Below are 19,073 nucleotides of genomic sequence, written 5' to 3'. Positions count from 1 at the left end.
TTTTATTGCGTTTTATCTTTTGTCTTATCAGATCCAATTATTGCATTGTATAATGCTTCCAGTTCCTTAGGAGGATTACCGGAGTCAAAAGTTGCAGAAGTATACTCAGTACCATTGGAAGTGATTATAAGATTGCTTGCCAATGCACGATCAGAGTGTCGGCCTGTAGTAGGAGATGGAAGATCTGCTATTTTGGATAGATCAATAGTTCCGGCCAGCTTGGAAACCGTATTCCATTCAGAAGGAGATATCTTAGCATTAGCAACCTCTTCATTGGTGTTTGTTGTCTTTGAAGATGGGGTGTAGATAATACTTTTTCTGAACCCTCTTGTCATTTCTGTTAATTGAATTTGTTCAATCTTTTGCTTTTGAACTGCATTGGTGATATTGGTTGTATTGTCACTATTATTTTTATGCATACAGCTCGTTGCGGTGGTTGCCGTTAAAATAACATTCAATAAGATCAGTTGGATGTTCATTGTGCTTTGGTTTATGTTTTTTTTGGATCATAAAAAACCGCTTCATCGCTATGATGAAACGGCTTTTGCTTTTACAATAGAATAACGCCTTCTATTTTTGCTACTTCTTTATAAATATTGACAACCTGATTGGCATCTAAAACAAATGCATTGATGTTGCAGGCTGTGTATTTTCCATTTTTACTTTCTCGGTTTCCCAGTGTAAATTTAATCCCATCAAAAACTTTGTAAATTTCAGTAAGTTTTGACTGGTCTGTAGGAATAATAAATTTAAATAAATAATCCTCCGGAAAATCATGATGATCCTCCAGTTTGTCCTTCAAAGACTCGTAAAAATCCTCAGGATTTGCGTGTTGATTTCCTTGTAATATATCCATCTCCAATTATTAATATAATATAAATATAACGAAATTTTTCCTATTTTCCAAATGGTCCAAGAAGGGCTTTGGAGTTCTGATGCTCGTAATCTTCAATGATATTGAACAGTCCGTTTACCAGTTGTTCTGAAGCAAGCTGGCTCAATCCACCGGAATTAACTGTATTTTTGTTTCCTCCTAAAAGACTTCCCAAAAAGTTACTTCCTGATAATGCGGTGTTGATTGTTTTTACAATTCCATATTCATTCAGTTTTTCGTCTACTTTAGGTGCAATAGCTGCAATAAGCTGTTGGGATGTTTTTTCTTTCAGAACCTGTGTAGCCGTAGTTCCCTGCATGATTCTCGTTACATCCTGAGCATTCAGACTGTTTACAGCACCTTCTAAAATCGGTTTCGAGGTATTTACCGTATAAGCTGCTGCCTGTGCAATATAATCTCTTTCTTTGGCGACCAATGACGGAGCTACCTTCTCCAGCATAGAGTTAATATCTCTCAACTCCTTTGGAAGAGCTTTATCTACCATATTATTCTGAAGGAAGGCTTCTTTGTTTCCATAGATTCCCATCCCCTTATCAATACCATTAAGCAGAATTCTTTTTATAATAGAAAGCCCCATGTCCGATGTGGCCAATGTTGTACATGATTGTACACTGGTGGTAATGACAGCACCGGTCCCGATCATAAGAGCGGCTGCAATGATATATTTTTTCATTGATCTTTTTATTGATTATTGTCTAAATCCTTTTCTCAAAAACTGCACCAAAGGTAATTACTATTCTCTATTTAACAAAATATTAAATTGAAGGTCGGATTTGGTGAATTTTTGAGGTTGAAATGTTAATTTAACATTAATGAAATATGGGTTAATTGATAATTATTTTGAGTATAAATTTATAATATTTAAATATTTGTCAGTTTAAATACAATAAAACAGGTGAATATTTAAATGTTTAAGATAATTTAACATTGTTCAATATTTTTTATATTTTTGGCTAATGTCTTTTTTTGAGATTTTAAATAACTCTACTATTTAGGGAAAAAAAAAAGATTGAATTTATTTGAATAAAATTGAAACTATATGAAACAAAGTAATTTAAAGTATTCATGCCTGATTGCTGTTCTGTACTTCGGTATGAATGTCAATGCACAGACTGCTAGAAAAGATACTACTGCCAAAGAGCAGAAGATCGAAGAAGTAGTTCTGATTGGATATGGAGCTCAGAAAAAAGAAAACGTGACCGGAAGTATCGGAATGGTTTCTGCAAAAGATCTTGCCGACAAACCAAATGCCAACCCAATAAGTTCTATACAGGGTAGGCTGGCAGGGGTAAATATTACCAATACAGGTACTCCTGGTGGGTCCCCGAGAGTAGACATCAGAGGAGTTGGTTCCCTTACGGGTAAAACTGTATTTATTGTTGATGGAATGATTACAGATGATATTTCCTTCCTTAATCCTCAGGATATTGAATCTATGAGCGTACTGAAAGATCCATCGAGTTTGGCCATTTTTGGAGCTCAGGCAGCCAATGGAGCTGTTATCATCAAGACAAAGACTGGAAAAGGAAAGCCTGTTTTTAGTGTAAATTCATATTTAGGAATTAAAAAGGTGACCAATATTCCTAAAATGGTTAATTCTGATCAGTATGTAGAATTATATAATGAAAAGATAAAAAATGATGTTCCTAATCCACAACCTTCAGATTTTATTTCCAGATCCAATTTTCCTGCAGATACCAACTGGTATAATGAGATTTTCCGTACAAGTATCATTAATTCTAATGATTTTTCGGCAACAGGAAGTATAGGAAAACTTAATTATTATGGTAGTGTGGGATATCTTCAAGACGAAGGTAACCTTGCTGCAGGCCATGGAATTAACTCCGGAAGTGGTTTTAACAGATTTAATACAAAATTAAACCTTAGCTACAAAATCACAGATAACATTACCATTGGAGATAACTTCAGTTTCTCAAAAATGCGTACTGATGTAGCACAGAATCCTTTATTAGATGCATATAATGCTCCTCCTATATTTTCTGTAATGAATCCTGCTACAGGGGATTATCAGTTTTTCAATGGGTATTCTATACCTAACCCAAGAGCGAAGCTGGATTTATATCGTTCTCAGGTAAGACAGGAAAGACTATTGAATAACATCTGGGGAGAATTAAAATTCCTGAAGGATTTTACATTCAGAATCAGCTATTCTAGTGATCGTTATAATCCTAGCCAATATGAATATACACCAACAATGGGCTATGTTCCACCTGCTAATCAAGTGAAATCTACTTTGATTACAAGGAATTTTAGAAATAGTAATTATGTTTGGGATAATACCATCAACTGGAAGAAGAAATTTGGTAATCATAATTTTGATATACTTGCTGGTTTTTCAAGAACGAGAACTACCTTATCACAAGATTATTGGTCTGCAAGAAATGTAAACTATGACGGAACTAATGGTTCTTTAAATATTGCCAACGGAACAGACCTTGTTCATGTAGAAGGTGTAGATAGAGATGACGCTGTTGTTTCTGGAGTTTTCCAGGATCAGCAAAGAATTGAATCTTTCTTTGGAAGAATTAACTATGATTATAAAGGAAAATATTTAGTAAACGCATCCATACGTAGAGATGCAAGTTCACAAATTAGTGTTGATAGATCTAAAACCTTTCCGGCAATTAGTGCAGGTTGGGTAATTTCTAAAGAAGACTTTATGAGTGAACAGAATGTATTCAATTTATTAAAATTAAGAGCCAGCTATGGTGAGCTTGGAAACCCGACTGTATTGAGAAAGTTTAATTCGAATACAACTATTATAGGAGGTGGTGCATATTTTGGTAATACAGGTTACCCGGCCCAGACTATTACAGAATTTATTAATCCCAATATTGGCTGGGAAACTACAACAGGTAAAGATGTAGGGTTGGAAATGGCGTTGCTTAATAATAAACTTAAAATTGATGCCGCTTATTATGATAAAGACTCTAAAGATGTAGTCTATAGTATAGTACAGGGAACAGTATCCGGTGCAAGCAACTGGAATAGTTTTTACACTAATGCATACTCTTTTAACAATAGAGGTTTTGAAGTTTCAGTTAATTATAATACTAAACTTAGTGAAAATGTTACTTTTGGAATATATGGAAACTTTACTTCCCTTAAAAATGAAATCACATCAGTGTATGGTGGATCTTATTTAGAAACAGGAGCCAGTTTATTTGGAAACTCTATTGTTAGATTGCAGAGTGGTCAGCCAGTAGGTTCTTACTATGGTTATCAGGTTGCAGGTGTTTTCCAGACAGATGCGGAAGCAGCAGCTTCAGGACAGCCTGGAGCAAAAGCGGGATGGTTCAAATTCGCAGATCAGGATGGTAACGGCACAATTGATTCAAGAGATAAAACATTCTTAGGAAGCCCAATTCCTAAAGGAACTTATGGTTTTGGAGTTAATTTTAATGTATATGATTTTGATATTGCGGTTGATTTCCAAGGGGTATTTGGTAACAAAATATACAACTATAACCGTGAACAGCGTTTTGGAAACGAAACCTGGGATTTGGATATGTATAATAACAGATGGCATGGAGCAGGTACTTCTAATACCAATGCAATGATTACCACTAACCAATCCATCATTTTACCAAATAGTTTCTATGTAGAAGATGGTAGCTATATCAGACTAAGAAATGTTCAAATTGGGTATAACTTGCCAAAAACATTTGCAAAAGCTCTTTCAATCACAAAATTGAGATTATATGTGAGTGCACAGAATCCATGGACAAGTTTTAAATATCATGGTTTCTCTCCAGAGATTACAAATACAGATAGAGTACAAATGGGAATTGATAATAATATTTACCCAATCTCTGCCATTTATACATTCGGTATGAACTTAACATTTTAATTAAAAATCATGAAAAAAATATTTTTAACAATCTCTTTGGTTTCACTAATGGTAAGTTGTAATAACGATTTTGTGGATATTAAAGATGAAGGACGAACTGATGCTGCTGCTTTTTTTACAACGCAGGAAGATGCCATGCAGGCAACAAGTGCCATATATAGCTTTTTAAGAAGCTGGGAAAATTCAGGTTTTCCTGCACAATATGTATTTGGGGTTCCTGGTGATGATGTAGAAAAGGGATCTAATCCTGGGGATGCCTCTTTTATTAATGCGTATGACAATTTTACCTATACAGTAAGTGATGAAGGAGTAAGAGGATATTGGATCGGACAATGGCAGGCTGTAAACAGAGCCAACCAGGTGATTACCAATGTTCCGAAAATAAATATGGATGCTACGCTTAAAAATAGATTGGTAGCTGAAGCCAGAATGCTGAGAGCTTACTTCTATTTCAATCTGGTAAGAATCTATGGAGGAGTTCCCATCTTTGATGGATTACCTGCAGATGGCAACTATCTGAAACCTAGAAATTCTACAGCAGAAGTTTATAACTTTATCGTTTCGGATCTTATTGCTGCTTCTGAAGTACTGCCTCAGACTTATTCTGCAGCAGACCGTGGAAGAGTAACAAAAGGAGGAGCTTTAGGATTGCTTTCAAAAGTATATCTTTATATGAAAGATTACCAAAAGCTTATGATACTTCTAACCAGGTTATTGGTATGGGATATTCATTAGATCCGGATTTTAACCATTTGTTCAGACCAGCTGGAGAATTTGGATCAGAATCTGTTTTTGAAGTAAACTGTGATTGTTCTGCAGCATTTGGTGGAAGCCAGTATGCAGAAGTTCAGGGGGTAAGAAATCAGTTTGGATGGGGATTCTTTACGCCTACTCAGGAGTTAGAAAATGCATTTGAACCGGGAGATATCAGAAAAGAATTAAGCATTCTTAGAGAAGGAGAAACAACACTTGAAGGAGATTTAATTAAAAAAGGAGACCCTCAGGCAGGAAATATGTGGAACCAGAAAGTGTATGTGCCAACTTCTTTAAATAATAATGCATGTGGCTATGGTTCTATCCAGAATATAAGAATTTTAAGATTTGCGGATATTCTTTTAATCAATGCTGAAGCGGCTAATGAATTAGGAAATACTGCTGCTGCCACTACGAGCATTAATAAAGTAAGAAACAGAGCTCAGCTTGGTAACACTACCGCTTCAAGTCAGGGTGCTCTTAGAACTGCAATCTGGCAGGAAAGAAGAGTGGAACTAGCTATGGAAATGGATAGATTCCCGGATTTAGTAAGAACAGGTCAGGCTGCTACTTATTTAGGACCTAAAGGATTTAAAACAGGAAAGAATGAAGTTTTCCCGATTCCTTTGGACGCTATGAACCAGAGTAACGGACTTTTCGTTCAAAACCCTGGCTATTAAAAATAAATCATAAACATTAGAGGAGAATGAAAATTCTCCTCTTCTTTAGAAACCTATAACAAGAGATCTCATGAAAAGGAACATATTATCAATAGCTGTCACCTCTTTATTCTTTGTCTATTCCTGTAAAAATGCTCCTATAGCCCAACAGGAAGCAGGAAAAATTGAAGCGGTAAAAAGTAACATCACAGATGAACAACTGATGGACAGAGTACAGAAAGATGCCCTTAAATACTTTTGGGACTACGCTGAACCGAATTCAATGCTGGGAAGAGAGCGTTATCATGAAGATAATATCTATCCGGATAATGACAAACACGTAATCACTACAGGAGGTTCAGGATTTGGACTGGCTACCATACTTGTAGGAGTAGAAAGAGGATTTGTTCCAAGAAAAGAAGCTGTAAAAAGACTTACTCATATCATGGATTTTCTTGCAAAGGCAGACCGTCACAAAGGTGCCTGGTCCCATTGGATCAATGGAGAAACCGGAAAAACAGTTCCTTTTGGCAAAAAAGACAATGGCGGCGATCTTGTGGAAACCGCTTTCCTTACTTCAGGAATTCTGATGGTTCGTGAGTACTTTAAAAACGGAACTGCAGAAGAAAAAGCCCTCGCAGCAAAATGCGATGAGCTATGGAAAGGAATTCAGTGGAACTGGTATACCAAAGGAGGTCAGAAAGTACTTTACTGGCACTGGTCACCAGAATATCAATGGGAAATGAACTTTCCTTTGGAAGGATATAATGAATGTCTCATCACTTATATTCTGGCAGCATCTTCACCTACCTATTCCATTGATGCAGAAACATATTACAAAGGCTGGACGAGAAACGGAACCTACCTTACAGACAAAACAAAATATGGGTTACCCCTGTATGTAAAACACAATTATGCCGAAGAATATGGCGGACCGCTTTTCTGGGCACAATATTCATATATCGGGCTTGACCCTACAGGTTTATCCGATAAACTTGTGAAAAATTTCTTTGATATCAATAAAAATCAAACCCTCATCGATTACAAATACTGTGTCGAAAATCCAAAACAATGGAAAGGGTACGGACCCAACTATTGGGGATTGACAGCCGGTTATACCAGAAATGAAGACGGAAGTGCGGGGTATACAGCTCACATGCCGGGTAATAACGATAACGGAGTTATAACGCCTACAGCCGCATTGAGCAGTTTTCCCTATACTCCAAAAGAATCAATGGCTTTTCTGAGATTTATTTATACTCAAAAACCTGAATTCATAGGATCAGCAGGTCCTTATGATGCCACTTCAATCAATTACAACAATTGGTTTACCCCAAGATACCTGGCTATTGATCAGGGAACTATCGCTCCAATGATTGAAAACTACAGATCCGGATTCCTTTGGAAATTATTTATGAATGCTCCGGAAATTCAACAGGGATTGAAAAAGCTAAGTTTCCAGTCAACAAAATATGGAATAAAATAATTTAATAGAAACGGGCTATAATCCTGAGCATAGTCGAAGGGAGTCCGTTTAAATAAAAAAATAAATCCATCGGCTTTAGCCAAAACCTAAATAGCAGCATGAAATTAAAACATATTCCCCTTTTACTTCTGCCATTTTCTTTAAGCCTCAATGCTCAGGAAATAAAAGCAGAACTGAATAAAGAAATTAAGAGACAGGAAAAGATGTCTTATATTCTGGATTATCCCCAGAATACAAAAGAAAATGTTCCTCTGATTGTTTTTCTCCACGGTTCAGGAGAGCGCGGAACCAATCTTGATCTTGTAAAGGCACATAGTCCGTTTACCTATAAAAATCTGATCAAAGAACCCGTGGCTATTCTTGCTCCGCAATGTCCGGAAGGAATGTGGTGGGATACCGTTACTATATATAATCTGATCCAGGAAATTCAGAAAAAATATAAAATTGATGCTTCCCGTATTTATCTTACAGGACTTTCTATGGGAGGATGGGGAACATTGAAACTGGCAATGGAACATCCGGAAATGTTTGCAGCAGTAGCTTCAGTTTGTGCACCTACAGATCAGGTTATGACAGCAAATATTGAGCAATTTAAAGATTTGAATATGAAAATATTTCATGGCGGAATGGATGATATTGTTCTGCCTGCCAATGCTTTTAATTTTTACCAAAAGCTGCACCCTGTAAACCCAACTGCAGAATTAGTAATTTTCCCGAATGACAATCATAACTCATGGGATTCTGCCTACTCAAATCCGCAGTTCTATGAATGGATGTTATCAAAAAAGAAAGGAAAATAGTCAGACGCATAATGATTGAAAGATAAACCGATCGAATTAAAACTAAAAAATATAAAAACAATAATTTAAGAAGATAGATTTATGAAAAAGTTAATTGTAATTGCCACTTTAGCATTGGCTCCTGTGTTTTCTGCACAGGAAATGGTAGACAAGCCCGTTCAGTCTTATCAGACGGCCCAGTATCAGGCTAAAAAGAAAGCTTTCGTAGACAATCTTTTATCTAAAATGACATTGGATGAAAAGATCGGTCAGCTTAACTTACCAAGTTCAGGTGATTTTACCACAGGTCTGGCTAAAAGTTCAGATATCGGTAAAAAAGTAGAACAAGGTTTAGTAGGCGGACTATTTAATATAAAAGGAGCTGAAAAAATCAGAGCCGTTCAAAAAGTAGCGGTGGAAAACAGTCGTCTGAAAATTCCTTTGATTTTCGGGATGGATGTTATCCACGGTTATGAAACAACATTCCCGATTCCACTAGGTTTAGCCGCTTCATGGGATATGAATCTGGTGCAGCAGTCAGCAAGAGTTGCTGCTAAAGAAGCATCTTCAGACGGGATCAACTGGACGTTCTCTCCAATGGTAGACATTTCCCGCGAACCAAGATGGGGAAGGGTTTCCGAAGGCTCCGGTGAAGATCCGTATCTAGGAAGTGAAATTGCGAAGAATATGGTGTATGGATATCAAGGCAAAGATTTATCTGTTGGAAATACCATTTTAGCTTGTGTAAAGCACTTTGCATTATACGGAGCCGGTGAAGCCGGAAGAGATTACAATACAGTTGATATGAGCCATGTGAGAATGTTCAACGAATATTTCCCACCTTACAAAGCAGCTGTTGATGCAGGTGTAGCTTCTGTAATGGCCTCTTTCAATGAAGTGGATGGCGTTCCTGCAACCGGAAACAGATGGCTTCAAACCGAAGTTCTAAGAAACAAATGGAACTTTAAAGGTTTTGTAGTAACTGATTACACAGGGATCAATGAAATGGTTGACCATGGTATGGGAGATCTTCAGCAGGTTTCTGCATTGGCTTTGAAAGCAGGTGTGGATATGGATATGGTAGGAGAAGGATTTTTAACCACATTAAAAAAATCTTTATCTGAAGGAAAAGTAACACAGGCTGAAATAGATCTGGCAGCCAAAAGAATCCTTGAAGCAAAATATGACTTAGGATTATTCACTGATCCATACAAATACGGAGATGCAAAACTGGCGGCAAAAGAAGTTTTCAATATGGAAAACAGAAATGTAGCAAGAAGTGCTGCAGCTCAGTCAATGGTTTTGATGAAAAATGAAAACCAGGTACTTCCTTTGAAAAAATCAGGAACCGTTGCTGTGATCGGACCATTGGTGAACAATTCATTAAACATGGCCGGAACCTGGAGTGTTGCTGCAAAACATGATAAAGCAGTAAACCTGATGCAGGGTCTTCAGGCTAACTATGGTAAAGAAGTGAAATTCCTTTCTGCTAAAGGTGCCAATATTGATTATGATGCTAAATTAGAAGACATCTATGCTGCTCACGGCAAAAAACAGATAGAGATAATCGTTCTAAAGAAGAATTGTTGAAAGAAGCTGTAGATGTTGCCAATAAAGCAGACGTTATTGTTCTGGCAATCGGAGAATCTGCAGAAATGAGCGGTGAATCGTCTTCAAGAACAGAGATTACCATTCCTCAGTCTCAGGTTGATCTTTTAAATGAATTAAAGAAAACCGGTAAGCCAATTGCTGTCGTTCTTTTCACAGGCCGTCCATTAGCTCTAACGAATGTAAAAGATACACCGGACGCTATTCTTAATGCGTGGTTTGCAGGTTCAGAAGCTGGAAATGCTATTGCAGATGTTCTTTTCGGAAAAGTAAATCCATCAGGAAAACTTCCGATGACTTTCCCAAGAAGCCTTGGACAGGTTCCAATTTACTATAATGCTAAAAATACAGGTCGTCCATTAAGTCAGGAACTGACTGATAAATGTGAATATCAAAGATTCCGTTCCAACTATATGGATGAGTGTAATACACCATTGTATCCGTTTGGATTTGGTTTAAGCTATACAAAATTCGGGTATTCTGACATTGTGGTATCTAATGCCAATCCAAAAGGAAATCAGACTGTTCAGGCATCTGTTACAGTGACGAATAATGGTAATTATGACGGAGCAGAAGTAGTTCAGTTGTATATCAGAGATATGGTAGGAAGCATTACAAGACCGGTAAAAGAATTGAAAGGTTTCCAGAAAGTATTTTTGAAAAAAGGAGAATCTAAAAAAGTTACTTTTGATATCACCCCTGAAAATCTTAAATTCTACAACGGGGATTTGAAATATGACTGGGAATCAGGAGAGTTTGAAATTATGATTGGTACCAGCTCTGCTGATGTGAAGCATTCAAAGGTTAATTGGACTAAGTAATAAAAAAGAATTTTATTCACAGGAAGGTGTGTTACGGTTTATTTGGCATGATTTTTAATAATAACTCGGTAATTATTATTATTATATAAAAAAATCAATATGAAAAAAACAATTTTCCTTAGCGCAATGTTCCTGGGTTCATTAGTATTTGCACAACAAACACGTGTTGTAGGTGGAGATAGAGATGCACATGGTTGTATTGGTTCAGCAGGGTATACCTATTCCCAAATTAAAAAGGACTGTGTAAGAACTTTTGAACAAAAGATCAAGTTAACAGAAGTAGCACCGAAAGAAAGTTATACTTCAATAGCTGCAGTAATCTTCAGCAAAGACATGAAAAAAGCTGAGGTTTTCGTTAAAGATGCCGAATCAGGAAGTATCATTCTAACCAGAGCCGGAGGTAAAGCCAAGGCATGGAAAAGGATGGTTATGTATTGGTTCCTTACAAAAAAAGCGGATATCAGCTTAAAAAAGATAATGTAGTGATCTATCAGTAAGATCATTTCAGGAAACAAAAAACCACTCGCAAGAGTGGTTTTTTTGTAACTTGGAGAGAAATTAATTGATGTCACATTTTTGTGATATCTTTAACCCATCAGAAAACAAAAATTTAAACTATGAAAAAAACTATTTTATTCAGTGTAATGCTCCTTGGTACGTGTATTTTTGCTCAAAAATCTCCTGTTTTAGGAGGTGATAGAGATGTTCATGGTTGCATTGGTTCAGCAGGGTATACTTACTCGCAGCTTAAAAATAATTGTATAAAAACTTTCAATCAGAAGATTAAACTTAAGGAAGTCGGTACAGATAAAAGTTATACTTCTACAACCGCTGTGATTTTCAATAAAAGCATGACAAAAGCTGAAGTGTTTATTCCGGATGGAGCGGCAAAAAGTATTATTCTGGATAAACAGGGGAAACAGAAAATCTGGAAAAGCGGAACTCATGTGAAAGACAGTTATGTTTTAACTCCTTACAAAAAAAGCTATCAGATCAAGAAAAATGATGAAGTAATTTATCAATAAGATCAAATTTAAAAATAGAGAGCCACTCGGGAGAGTGGTTTTTTTATAGCTGGATGTATAGTTTATTGAATAATAGATAAAAAAATATAATTGAATACTTTGTTGTAAACTATCGACTTAGGAATTAGGAGCGTTAAGAAAATTTGCATGGAATCCGTTAAAAAATTTCCACTGTCTGAGCATGAGTGAAATTTAGAACCGAAGAAGAGCCAAATGATTCATGCGAGTTTGGAAATTTTAGGAGTCCATTCAAATTTTTAGCGGATGATTCCCGTCTTGAACTTTTGTATACTTTTGCTTCAAGGCAAAAGTATAAATACTGTTAGTAGATGGGTATTTGGGTGTAAATTGTGTAAAATGAGTAGTTTATGTTTTTATATCCGAAAAATTTGTATATTGGTGTTACTAAATTAAAGCGCAATCCGAAAAGCATTTAGAGTAGGAAAAAAACAAAAAAATGTTACTATGAAAAATCTAAGAAAACTTTCAAAAAGAGAATTGAAAACCGTTCAGGGAGGTATCCCGATGTGTCTGCCAGGATACTTCTGGTGTTCATTTGTAAAAAAATGTATCCCTGTAGGATCATCATGCGGACTTATTGATTAATTTGATTCATGAAAATAATGTAAACAGGCTGTCTCAGAAATGAGGCAGCCTGTTTTATGTTAGGGATAATTCCCGTCTTGAACTTTTGAATACTTTTGTTTTAATACAAAAGTATAAGTATAAATCATGAATGAAAATCATCAGAACAGGATTTTCATCTCTCACTGAAAAACCGTATTTTTGTACATCTAAAAAGTAAAAGAACGAATGAATTCCTACAAAAATCCATTGGAAGAGCGCTACTCCAGTGAAGAAATGTTATTTAACTTCTCACACAATAACAAATTCCAGAATTGGAGAAAGCTTTGGATAGCTCTTGCTGAAATCGAAAAAGACCTTGGACTTGAAATTACAGACGAGCAGATCGCTGAGTTAAAAGCGAATGCTGAAAATATCGATTACGTAAAAGCTGCAGAGTACGAAAAAAAATTCCGTCATGATGTAATGGCTCACGTTCATGCTTATGGTGATGTGGCGCCTTCAGCAAAAGGAATTATCCACCTGGGAGCTACTTCGGCTTTTGTAGGAGACAATACAGACTTAATTCAAATCCGTGACGGACTTTTAATCTTAAAGAAAAAGTTGGTGAACGTGATGAAAAATCTTTCGGATTTTGCAATTCAGTATAAAGACCTTCCGACTTTAGGATTCACACACTTCCAGCCAGCTCAGTTGACAACGGTTGGGAAAAGAGCTACACTTTGGTTACAGAGTTTGGTTCTTGACATCGAAGAATTGGATTTCTTCCTTGAAACACTACGTTTCAGAGGAGTAAAAGGAACTACAGGAACTGCTGCCAGCTTCCTTGAGCTTTTCAACGGTGATTATTCTAAAGTAAAACACTTAGATAAAGAACTTTCAAAAAGATTCGGTTTCGAAAAAGTGTTCGGAGTTTCCGGACAAACTTATGATAGAAAAATTGATGCTAAAGTTGTCGCTTTATTAGGAAATATTGCACAATCTGCACACAAATTCACAAACGATTTACGTTTACTTCAAAACCTTAAGGAAATTGAAGAACCATTCGAGAAAAACCAGATCGGATCATCGGCAATGGCATACAAACGTAACCCAATGAGAAGCGAAAGAATCGGGGCATTAGCAAAATATGTAATGTCTTTGACAACAAGTTCTGCAATGGTAGCTTCTACACAATGGTTTGAAAGAACTTTGGATGACTCTGCCAACAAAAGATTAACAATTCCTCAGGCATTTTTAGCTGTTGATGCTATTCTATTAATCTGGAATAACATCATGAACGGAATCGTTGTTTATCCAAACAGAATCAACAAACATATTATGGAAGAACTTCCTTTCATGGCGACAGAATATATCATCATGGAAGAAGTAAAAGCTGGTGGTGACCGTCAGGAAATCCATGAGGTAATAAGAGTTCACTCTATGGAAGCTTCCAAAAAAGTGAAAGAAGAAGGAAAAGAAAATGACCTTATCGAAAGAATCTTAAACGATGATTCTTTAAAACTAGACAAATCAAAACTGAAAGAAGTTTTAGATCCTAAAAACTTTATTGGTTTCGCGCCGATCCAGACGGAGGAATTCATCAAAAATGAAGTACAGCCGATTATAGACCAAAACAAAGACTTAATAGGATTGGAAGCTGATCTTAAAGTATAAAACAATATGCAGTCTTTTGGGCTGCATATTTTATTTCCCACTCCAAATTACTATGAAAAAACTACTATTAACCATTCTATTAACACCAATCATTTCTTTTTCTCAGAGTAAAGAAGATTTGCATTATTTTAAATCCAAAGATTCTTTAGTTGGAGTAAAAGATAAAGGAGGAAAAATAATTGTTCCTGCACAGTTCAAAATCTTTTCATTTCTAAAAGATGGAGATCCTGTAGAAGGAGAAACCATTCTTTTTGATGGTAGTAAAGAAGGTGAAAAACCAGAGAAAAATGCATGGGGATATGTGTACGACAGAAAAGGCAATTTTCTGTACCAGCCTTTCCTTTATGACAATGGAGCAGATTATTTCTCTGAAGGACTGAGAAGATTGGTGAAAAATGGTAAAGTAGGATTTGCAGACCGCAATGGCAAAATTGTTATTGAAGCTGAGCATGATTTTGTATCACCTTTTAATTACGGTTACGCTGCATTTTGCGATGGTTGCGATTGGGAAAAGACCAATGATGAACACAGAGCAATTGTAGGAGGAAAATGGGGTGTGGTGAATGTCAAAGGACAAACTGTTCAGCCATTGGCAAAACCAACAGAACAGGATGTTGAAATAGATGGGAAATACTACCCGAATCCATTTCAATACAATGAAAAAGAGAAAAATATCCTTCAGTTCTTTGAAAAACAGAAGAAAAAGCTTGCAGATCTTTATTATGTAAATTTTTACAATAAACTGTCTGAAAAAGAAAAGAACCTGTTTTTTGAAATTGTAGAAAGACCAAAAGAAAACTTTCCCTACTATCAGGTGAATACTTATGATTGGAAGAAAAAGGATTTGGATATGCTTTATCGTTTCAAATTTCTGGTTTCAGAAAATGGTAAAACATTTTATGCCATTGAAGATTTTAATGAAAAAAAGTGCCTTTGAAAACTGGCTGAAAGAAGAAATAAAAAATGCAGAAGACTTTCAGAAAGAACATAAGGACAATCCGAATAAATTTATAAACAAATAAAATAAATTTGGAAATTGCATAGGTCAAATTTGAAGAAAATACGACTTATTCCTTTAAATTTGTACGGAATAATGATTAGAGAGAAAATCTCTTTCAAAAATTTCCAATATAGATGGGTTTAAAGAAAGAAACTTTAACTCAGAAAAAGTAAAAAAGAAAAATAAATCTAATATTAAAAATCTGACATCTAATGTCTAATAACAAAAGAATTTTCGTAGAAAAAAGAGGAATTTTCGATGTTGAAAGTCCAAAAATTTTTGATGAAGTAAAAGCGGTTGTTCCGGCAGTTCAAAGTGTGAAAGTATACAATCTGTATGATATTTTCAACTTGAATGACGGAGAATTTGAAAAAGTAGTGAACAACACTTTCGTAGACCCTGTTACTGATATTTTACATACAGAAAACCCTGCAAAAGCTATTCATTTCGGAATGGAATTTTTACCAGGTCAGTATGATCAGAGAGCAGATTCTGCACAACAGTGTATCGCTTTACTGACTGAAAATGAAAAATCAAAAGTAAGAAGTGGAAAATTAATCGAATTTGAAGGAGTTTCCGAAGCTGATCTGGTTAAAATCAAAGACCTTCTGATCAACAAAGTAGAATCTCAGGAAAAAGACTTATCAATTCTTGATATTCCTGCAGATGAAATCCCATCAAAAGTAATCATCCACGAAAACTTCATCAATTTCAATGATGCAGAACTTGAAAGTTTTTATAACAACCATGGTTTTGCACTAGGATTAGACGACTTGAAATTCATTCAGGATTACTTCAAAACTGAAGAAAGAAATCCTACGGAAACAGAATTAAAAGTATTAGACACGTATTGGAGCGACCACTGTCGTCATACCACTTTCGAAACCCAGTTGTCAGACATTCAGTTTGAAGGTCAGTTCAAACACACATTGGAAACTATTTTCAATGATTATATAGAAAAAAGAAAATTCTTAGGCCGTGAGCTGAAACCAATTTCCTTAATGGATCTTGCAACAGTATGCGGTAAATATTTCCATAAAACAGGAAACCTGGATAATCTTGTTATCTCAGACGAGATCAATGCATGTACCATCCAGATCGAAGCAGAATACGACGGTAAAAAAGAGCCTTGGTATTTATTATTCAAAAATGAAACGCACAACCACCCAACAGAAATTGAACCTTTCGGTGGAGCTTCCACTTGTTTGGGAGGAGCTATCAGAGACCCATTATCCGGAAGATCTTTTGTTTTCCAGGCGATGAGATTAACAGGTGCTGCAGACGTTTTAGAATCTGTTGACAAAACATTACCAGGAAAATTACCTCAGAAAACCATTACAAAACAGGCTGCCAACGGATATTCGTCTTACGGTAACCAGATCGGTCTTGCCACTACAATGGTTTCCGAAATCTATGACGAAGGGTACAAAGCCAAGAGAATGGAAGTAGGTTTCGTTACCGGAGCTGTTCCTGTAGACTGGGTAAGACGTGAGAAGCCTGAAAACGGTGACTCTATCATTATCTTAGGAGGAGCAACAGGTCGTGACGGAGTAGGAGGAGCAAGCGGAAGTTCAAAAGAACAGGACGAAACTTCTATCCACACAATGAGTTCTGAAGTTCAGAAAGGAAATGCGGTAGAAGAGCGTAAAATCCAGAGACTATTCAGAAATCCTGAAGTAACAAAGCTGATCAAAAAATCAAACGACTTCGGAGCAGGAGGAGTTTCTGTGGCGATTGGTGAAATTGCAGACTCTTTAGAAGTAAACCTTGATGTATTACCTTTAAAATATGAAGGATTAAATGGAACCGAGCTGGCTATTTCCGAATCTCAGGAAAGAATGGCGGTGGTAGTAGATCCTCAGGATAAAGAAAAATTCATCAAATTCTGTGAAGCTGAAAACATTGTTGCCGTAGAAGTAGCAAAAGTGACAGATTCCGGAAGAATGCAGATGTTCTGGAAAGGAGACAAAATTGTAGACCTTTCAAGAGCTTTCTTAGATACCAACGGATGTTCAAAATCTCAGGAAGTGAAAATCACTCACCTTGAAGAAGTAAAAGAAGAAACAAAAGCTTTCACAGCAGAAAACTTCCTGAACATCTTAAAAGATAAAAACGTAGCTTCCCAAAAAGGGCTATTGGAAATGTTTGACTCTTCAATTGGTGCAACTACGGTGGCTATGCCTTTGGGAGGGAAATATCAGCAGACGCTAATGGAAGGAAGTGTGCAGACACTGCCAATTTTAGGAGCAAAAGATATTAAAACTGTTTCTTTGGCAAGCTGGGGATTCGATGCTGAAATCTCAAAACAAAACTCACTGTTAGGATCATCTTATGCTGTAGTAGAAAGTGTAGCGAAGATCGTAGCGATGGGAGGTGATTATAAAAATATCAGACTAAGCTTCCAGGAGTATTTCGAAAAATTAGGACAAAATCCTGAAAAATGGGGTAAACCTTTGGCTTCCCTTTTAGGAGCTTATGATGCTCAGATCAATTTAGGTCTTGCAGCCATCGGAGGTAAAGATTCCATGAGTGGAACGTACCAGGATCTGAATGTTCCGCCAACCTTGATTTCTTTTGCATGTGCTAACGGAGATAAAGAAAATATCATCTCTCCTGAATTGAAAAATGCTGGAAACAAACTATATTTCTTCAATCATATTGCTCAGGAAAACGGACTACCAAACTATACTGCTTTAAAAGAAGTTTTTGAATTCATTTTTGAAAACATCAAAGCAGGAAAAATTGTTTCTGTGAAAACAGTGAAAGAAGGAGGTCTTGCAGTAGCTTTAGCAAAAATGAGCTTCGGAAACAGATTAGGTGCTGAAATTAACGCTGATGAAAATGCTTTATTAGCTAAAAATATCGGTAGCTTAATCATTGAATCAAAAGAAGAATTAAGCTCAGCAGCTCTTCAGTTGATCGGAGAAGTGAAAGATTCAGGTATTGTAAAAATCAATGGTCTTGAATCAAACATCACAGACCTTGTAGCTGCCAATACCAATACATTCGAGAACCTTTTCCCAACAGTAGAAAAAGAAAAGATTACGGTTGAAATTGATGAAAAATCAAACTCAATCCATCCACGAAATATCATCATTAAAAAACACGGAATCGCACAGCCGAAAGTTTTTGCTCCGGTATTCCCGGGAACTAACTGTGAGTATGACACACTGAATGCATTCCAGAAAGAAGGAGCTGTAGTAAGCAGCTTACCTTTAATCAATATCAATCACCAGTTACTGGATGAAAGCATTGATGCATGGGTAGAAGAGATCAGAACTTCTCAGATTCTGGCATTCTCAGGAGGTTTTTCTGCAGGGGATGAGCCGGATGGTTCTGCAAAATTCATTGTAAACGTTCTGAAAAACGAGAAAATGAAAAATGCAGTTCATGAATTATTAGACAGAGACGGGATGATCATCGGGATCTGTAACGGATTCCAGGCGCTTGTGAAATCAGGATTGCTACCTTATGGAAGAATCAAAGATCTGGATGAAAACTCTCCAACATTGGCTCACAACGCCATCAGAAGACATATTTCTCAGATGGTAACGGTACAGGTAGTAAATGACGAAAGCCCTTGGTTAAAAGGAATGAAAGGTCAAACTTTCACTATTCCGATTTCCCACGGAGAAGGACGTTTCATGGCTTCAGAAGAAGAAATCAAGAAATTGTATGAAAACGGACAAATCGCCACTCAATACATTGATCTTGATGGAAACATTGCCCACGGGATGCCTTTCAACCCAAATAACTCATTATTCGGAATCGAAGGAGTTACCAGCCCATGTGGAAAGATCTACGGAAGAATGGGGCACCCGGAACGATTTGCTGAAGGTCTCATGAGAAATATACCAACCGCGAATTATCACAACATATTCAAGAATGGAGTTGAATACTTCAAATAAAAAACAACAACCTCACAGACATCAAAG

At 36.4% G+C, this 19,073-nt stretch carries 14 protein-coding genes and 1 pseudogene; 12 read left to right on the top strand and 3 right to left on the bottom strand.

The features are described 5' to 3' along the window. Positions 1-2: 2 nt before the first annotated feature. From BOQ62_RS16680 to BOQ62_RS16670, 3 genes are all read right to left on the bottom strand, one after another. Positions 3-479: a hypothetical protein gene (locus tag BOQ62_RS16680; RefSeq protein WP_129041249.1), complete on the bottom strand. Its 477-nt coding sequence runs from the start codon at positions 477-479 to the stop codon at positions 3-5. Positions 480-550: 71 nt separating this feature from the next. Further along, positions 551-856 (bottom strand): DUF493 family protein, encoded by a 306-nt coding sequence (locus BOQ62_RS16675; protein WP_129041248.1) that lies wholly within the window; start codon positions 854-856, stop codon positions 551-553. Positions 857-896: 40 nt separating this feature from the next. Continuing rightward, the gene (locus BOQ62_RS16670) at positions 897-1,568 is read right to left on the bottom strand and encodes a DUF4197 family protein (RefSeq protein ID WP_129041246.1); all 672 of its coding nucleotides are present in this window, start codon (positions 1,566-1,568) and stop codon (positions 897-899) included. 366 nt (positions 1,569-1,934) lie between these two features. Between BOQ62_RS16670 and BOQ62_RS16665 the strand changes: the two genes are divergently transcribed. The 12 genes and pseudogenes from BOQ62_RS16665 (at position 1,935) to BOQ62_RS16615 (ending at position 19,046) form a co-directional block, all read left to right on the top strand. Continuing rightward, the gene (locus BOQ62_RS16665) at positions 1,935-4,766 is read left to right on the top strand and encodes a SusC/RagA family TonB-linked outer membrane protein (protein WP_129041244.1); all 2,832 of its coding nucleotides are present in this window, start codon (positions 1,935-1,937) and stop codon (positions 4,764-4,766) included. 9 nt (positions 4,767-4,775) lie between these two features. Then, positions 4,776-5,501 (top strand): RagB/SusD family nutrient uptake outer membrane protein, encoded by a 726-nt coding sequence (locus BOQ62_RS16660; protein WP_129041242.1) that lies wholly within the window; start codon positions 4,776-4,778, stop codon positions 5,499-5,501. Continuing rightward, the gene (locus BOQ62_RS16655) at positions 5,486-6,199 is read left to right on the top strand and encodes a RagB/SusD family nutrient uptake outer membrane protein (RefSeq protein ID WP_129041240.1); all 714 of its coding nucleotides are present in this window, start codon (positions 5,486-5,488) and stop codon (positions 6,197-6,199) included. Before BOQ62_RS16660 ends, BOQ62_RS16655 begins: the two co-directional genes overlap by 16 nt. Positions 6,200-6,269: 70 nt before the next feature. Next, complete coding sequence (locus BOQ62_RS16650) at positions 6,270-7,664, top strand: glucoamylase family protein (protein ID WP_129041238.1); 1,395 nt, start codon at positions 6,270-6,272, stop codon at positions 7,662-7,664. Positions 7,665-7,762: 98 nt separating this feature from the next. Next, positions 7,763-8,464, top strand: a complete 702-nt coding sequence (locus tag BOQ62_RS16645) for a prolyl oligopeptidase family serine peptidase (RefSeq protein ID WP_129041236.1) — start codon at positions 7,763-7,765, stop codon at positions 8,462-8,464. An 81-nt stretch (positions 8,465-8,545) separates the two neighbouring features. After that, positions 8,546-10,872, top strand: a pseudogene (gene bglX, locus BOQ62_RS16640) (beta-glucosidase BglX). A gap of 99 nt (positions 10,873-10,971) precedes the next feature. Then, positions 10,972-11,355 (top strand): hypothetical protein, encoded by a 384-nt coding sequence (locus tag BOQ62_RS16635; protein ID WP_228414241.1) that lies wholly within the window; start codon positions 10,972-10,974, stop codon positions 11,353-11,355. 134 nt (positions 11,356-11,489) lie between these two features. Further along, entirely contained in the window at positions 11,490-11,897 is a 408-nt protein-coding gene (locus BOQ62_RS16630; protein WP_129041235.1) for a hypothetical protein, read from the top strand. 465 nt (positions 11,898-12,362) lie between these two features. Beyond that, positions 12,363-12,503 (top strand): bacteriocin-like protein, encoded by a 141-nt coding sequence (locus BOQ62_RS22560; protein WP_156118435.1) that lies wholly within the window; start codon positions 12,363-12,365, stop codon positions 12,501-12,503. A gap of 207 nt (positions 12,504-12,710) precedes the next feature. Next, positions 12,711-14,138: an adenylosuccinate lyase gene (gene purB / locus BOQ62_RS16625; RefSeq protein ID WP_034699682.1), complete on the top strand. Its 1,428-nt coding sequence runs from the start codon at positions 12,711-12,713 to the stop codon at positions 14,136-14,138. Between the two features lie 52 nt (positions 14,139-14,190). Further along, a complete protein-coding gene (locus tag BOQ62_RS16620) occupies positions 14,191-15,075 on the top strand; it encodes a WG repeat-containing protein (RefSeq protein ID WP_228414239.1) in 885 nt (294 codons plus the stop codon). A 275-nt stretch (positions 15,076-15,350) separates the two neighbouring features. After that, positions 15,351-19,046 (top strand): phosphoribosylformylglycinamidine synthase, encoded by a 3,696-nt coding sequence (locus tag BOQ62_RS16615; RefSeq protein WP_129041233.1) that lies wholly within the window; start codon positions 15,351-15,353, stop codon positions 19,044-19,046. The last annotated feature ends 27 nt before the right edge of the window (positions 19,047-19,073 follow it).

The organism is Chryseobacterium sp. CH21 (assembly GCF_004119445.1).
GTDB lineage: Bacteria > Bacteroidota > Bacteroidia > Flavobacteriales > Weeksellaceae > Chryseobacterium.
This window is presented reverse-complemented; position numbering and strand designations above follow the sequence as displayed.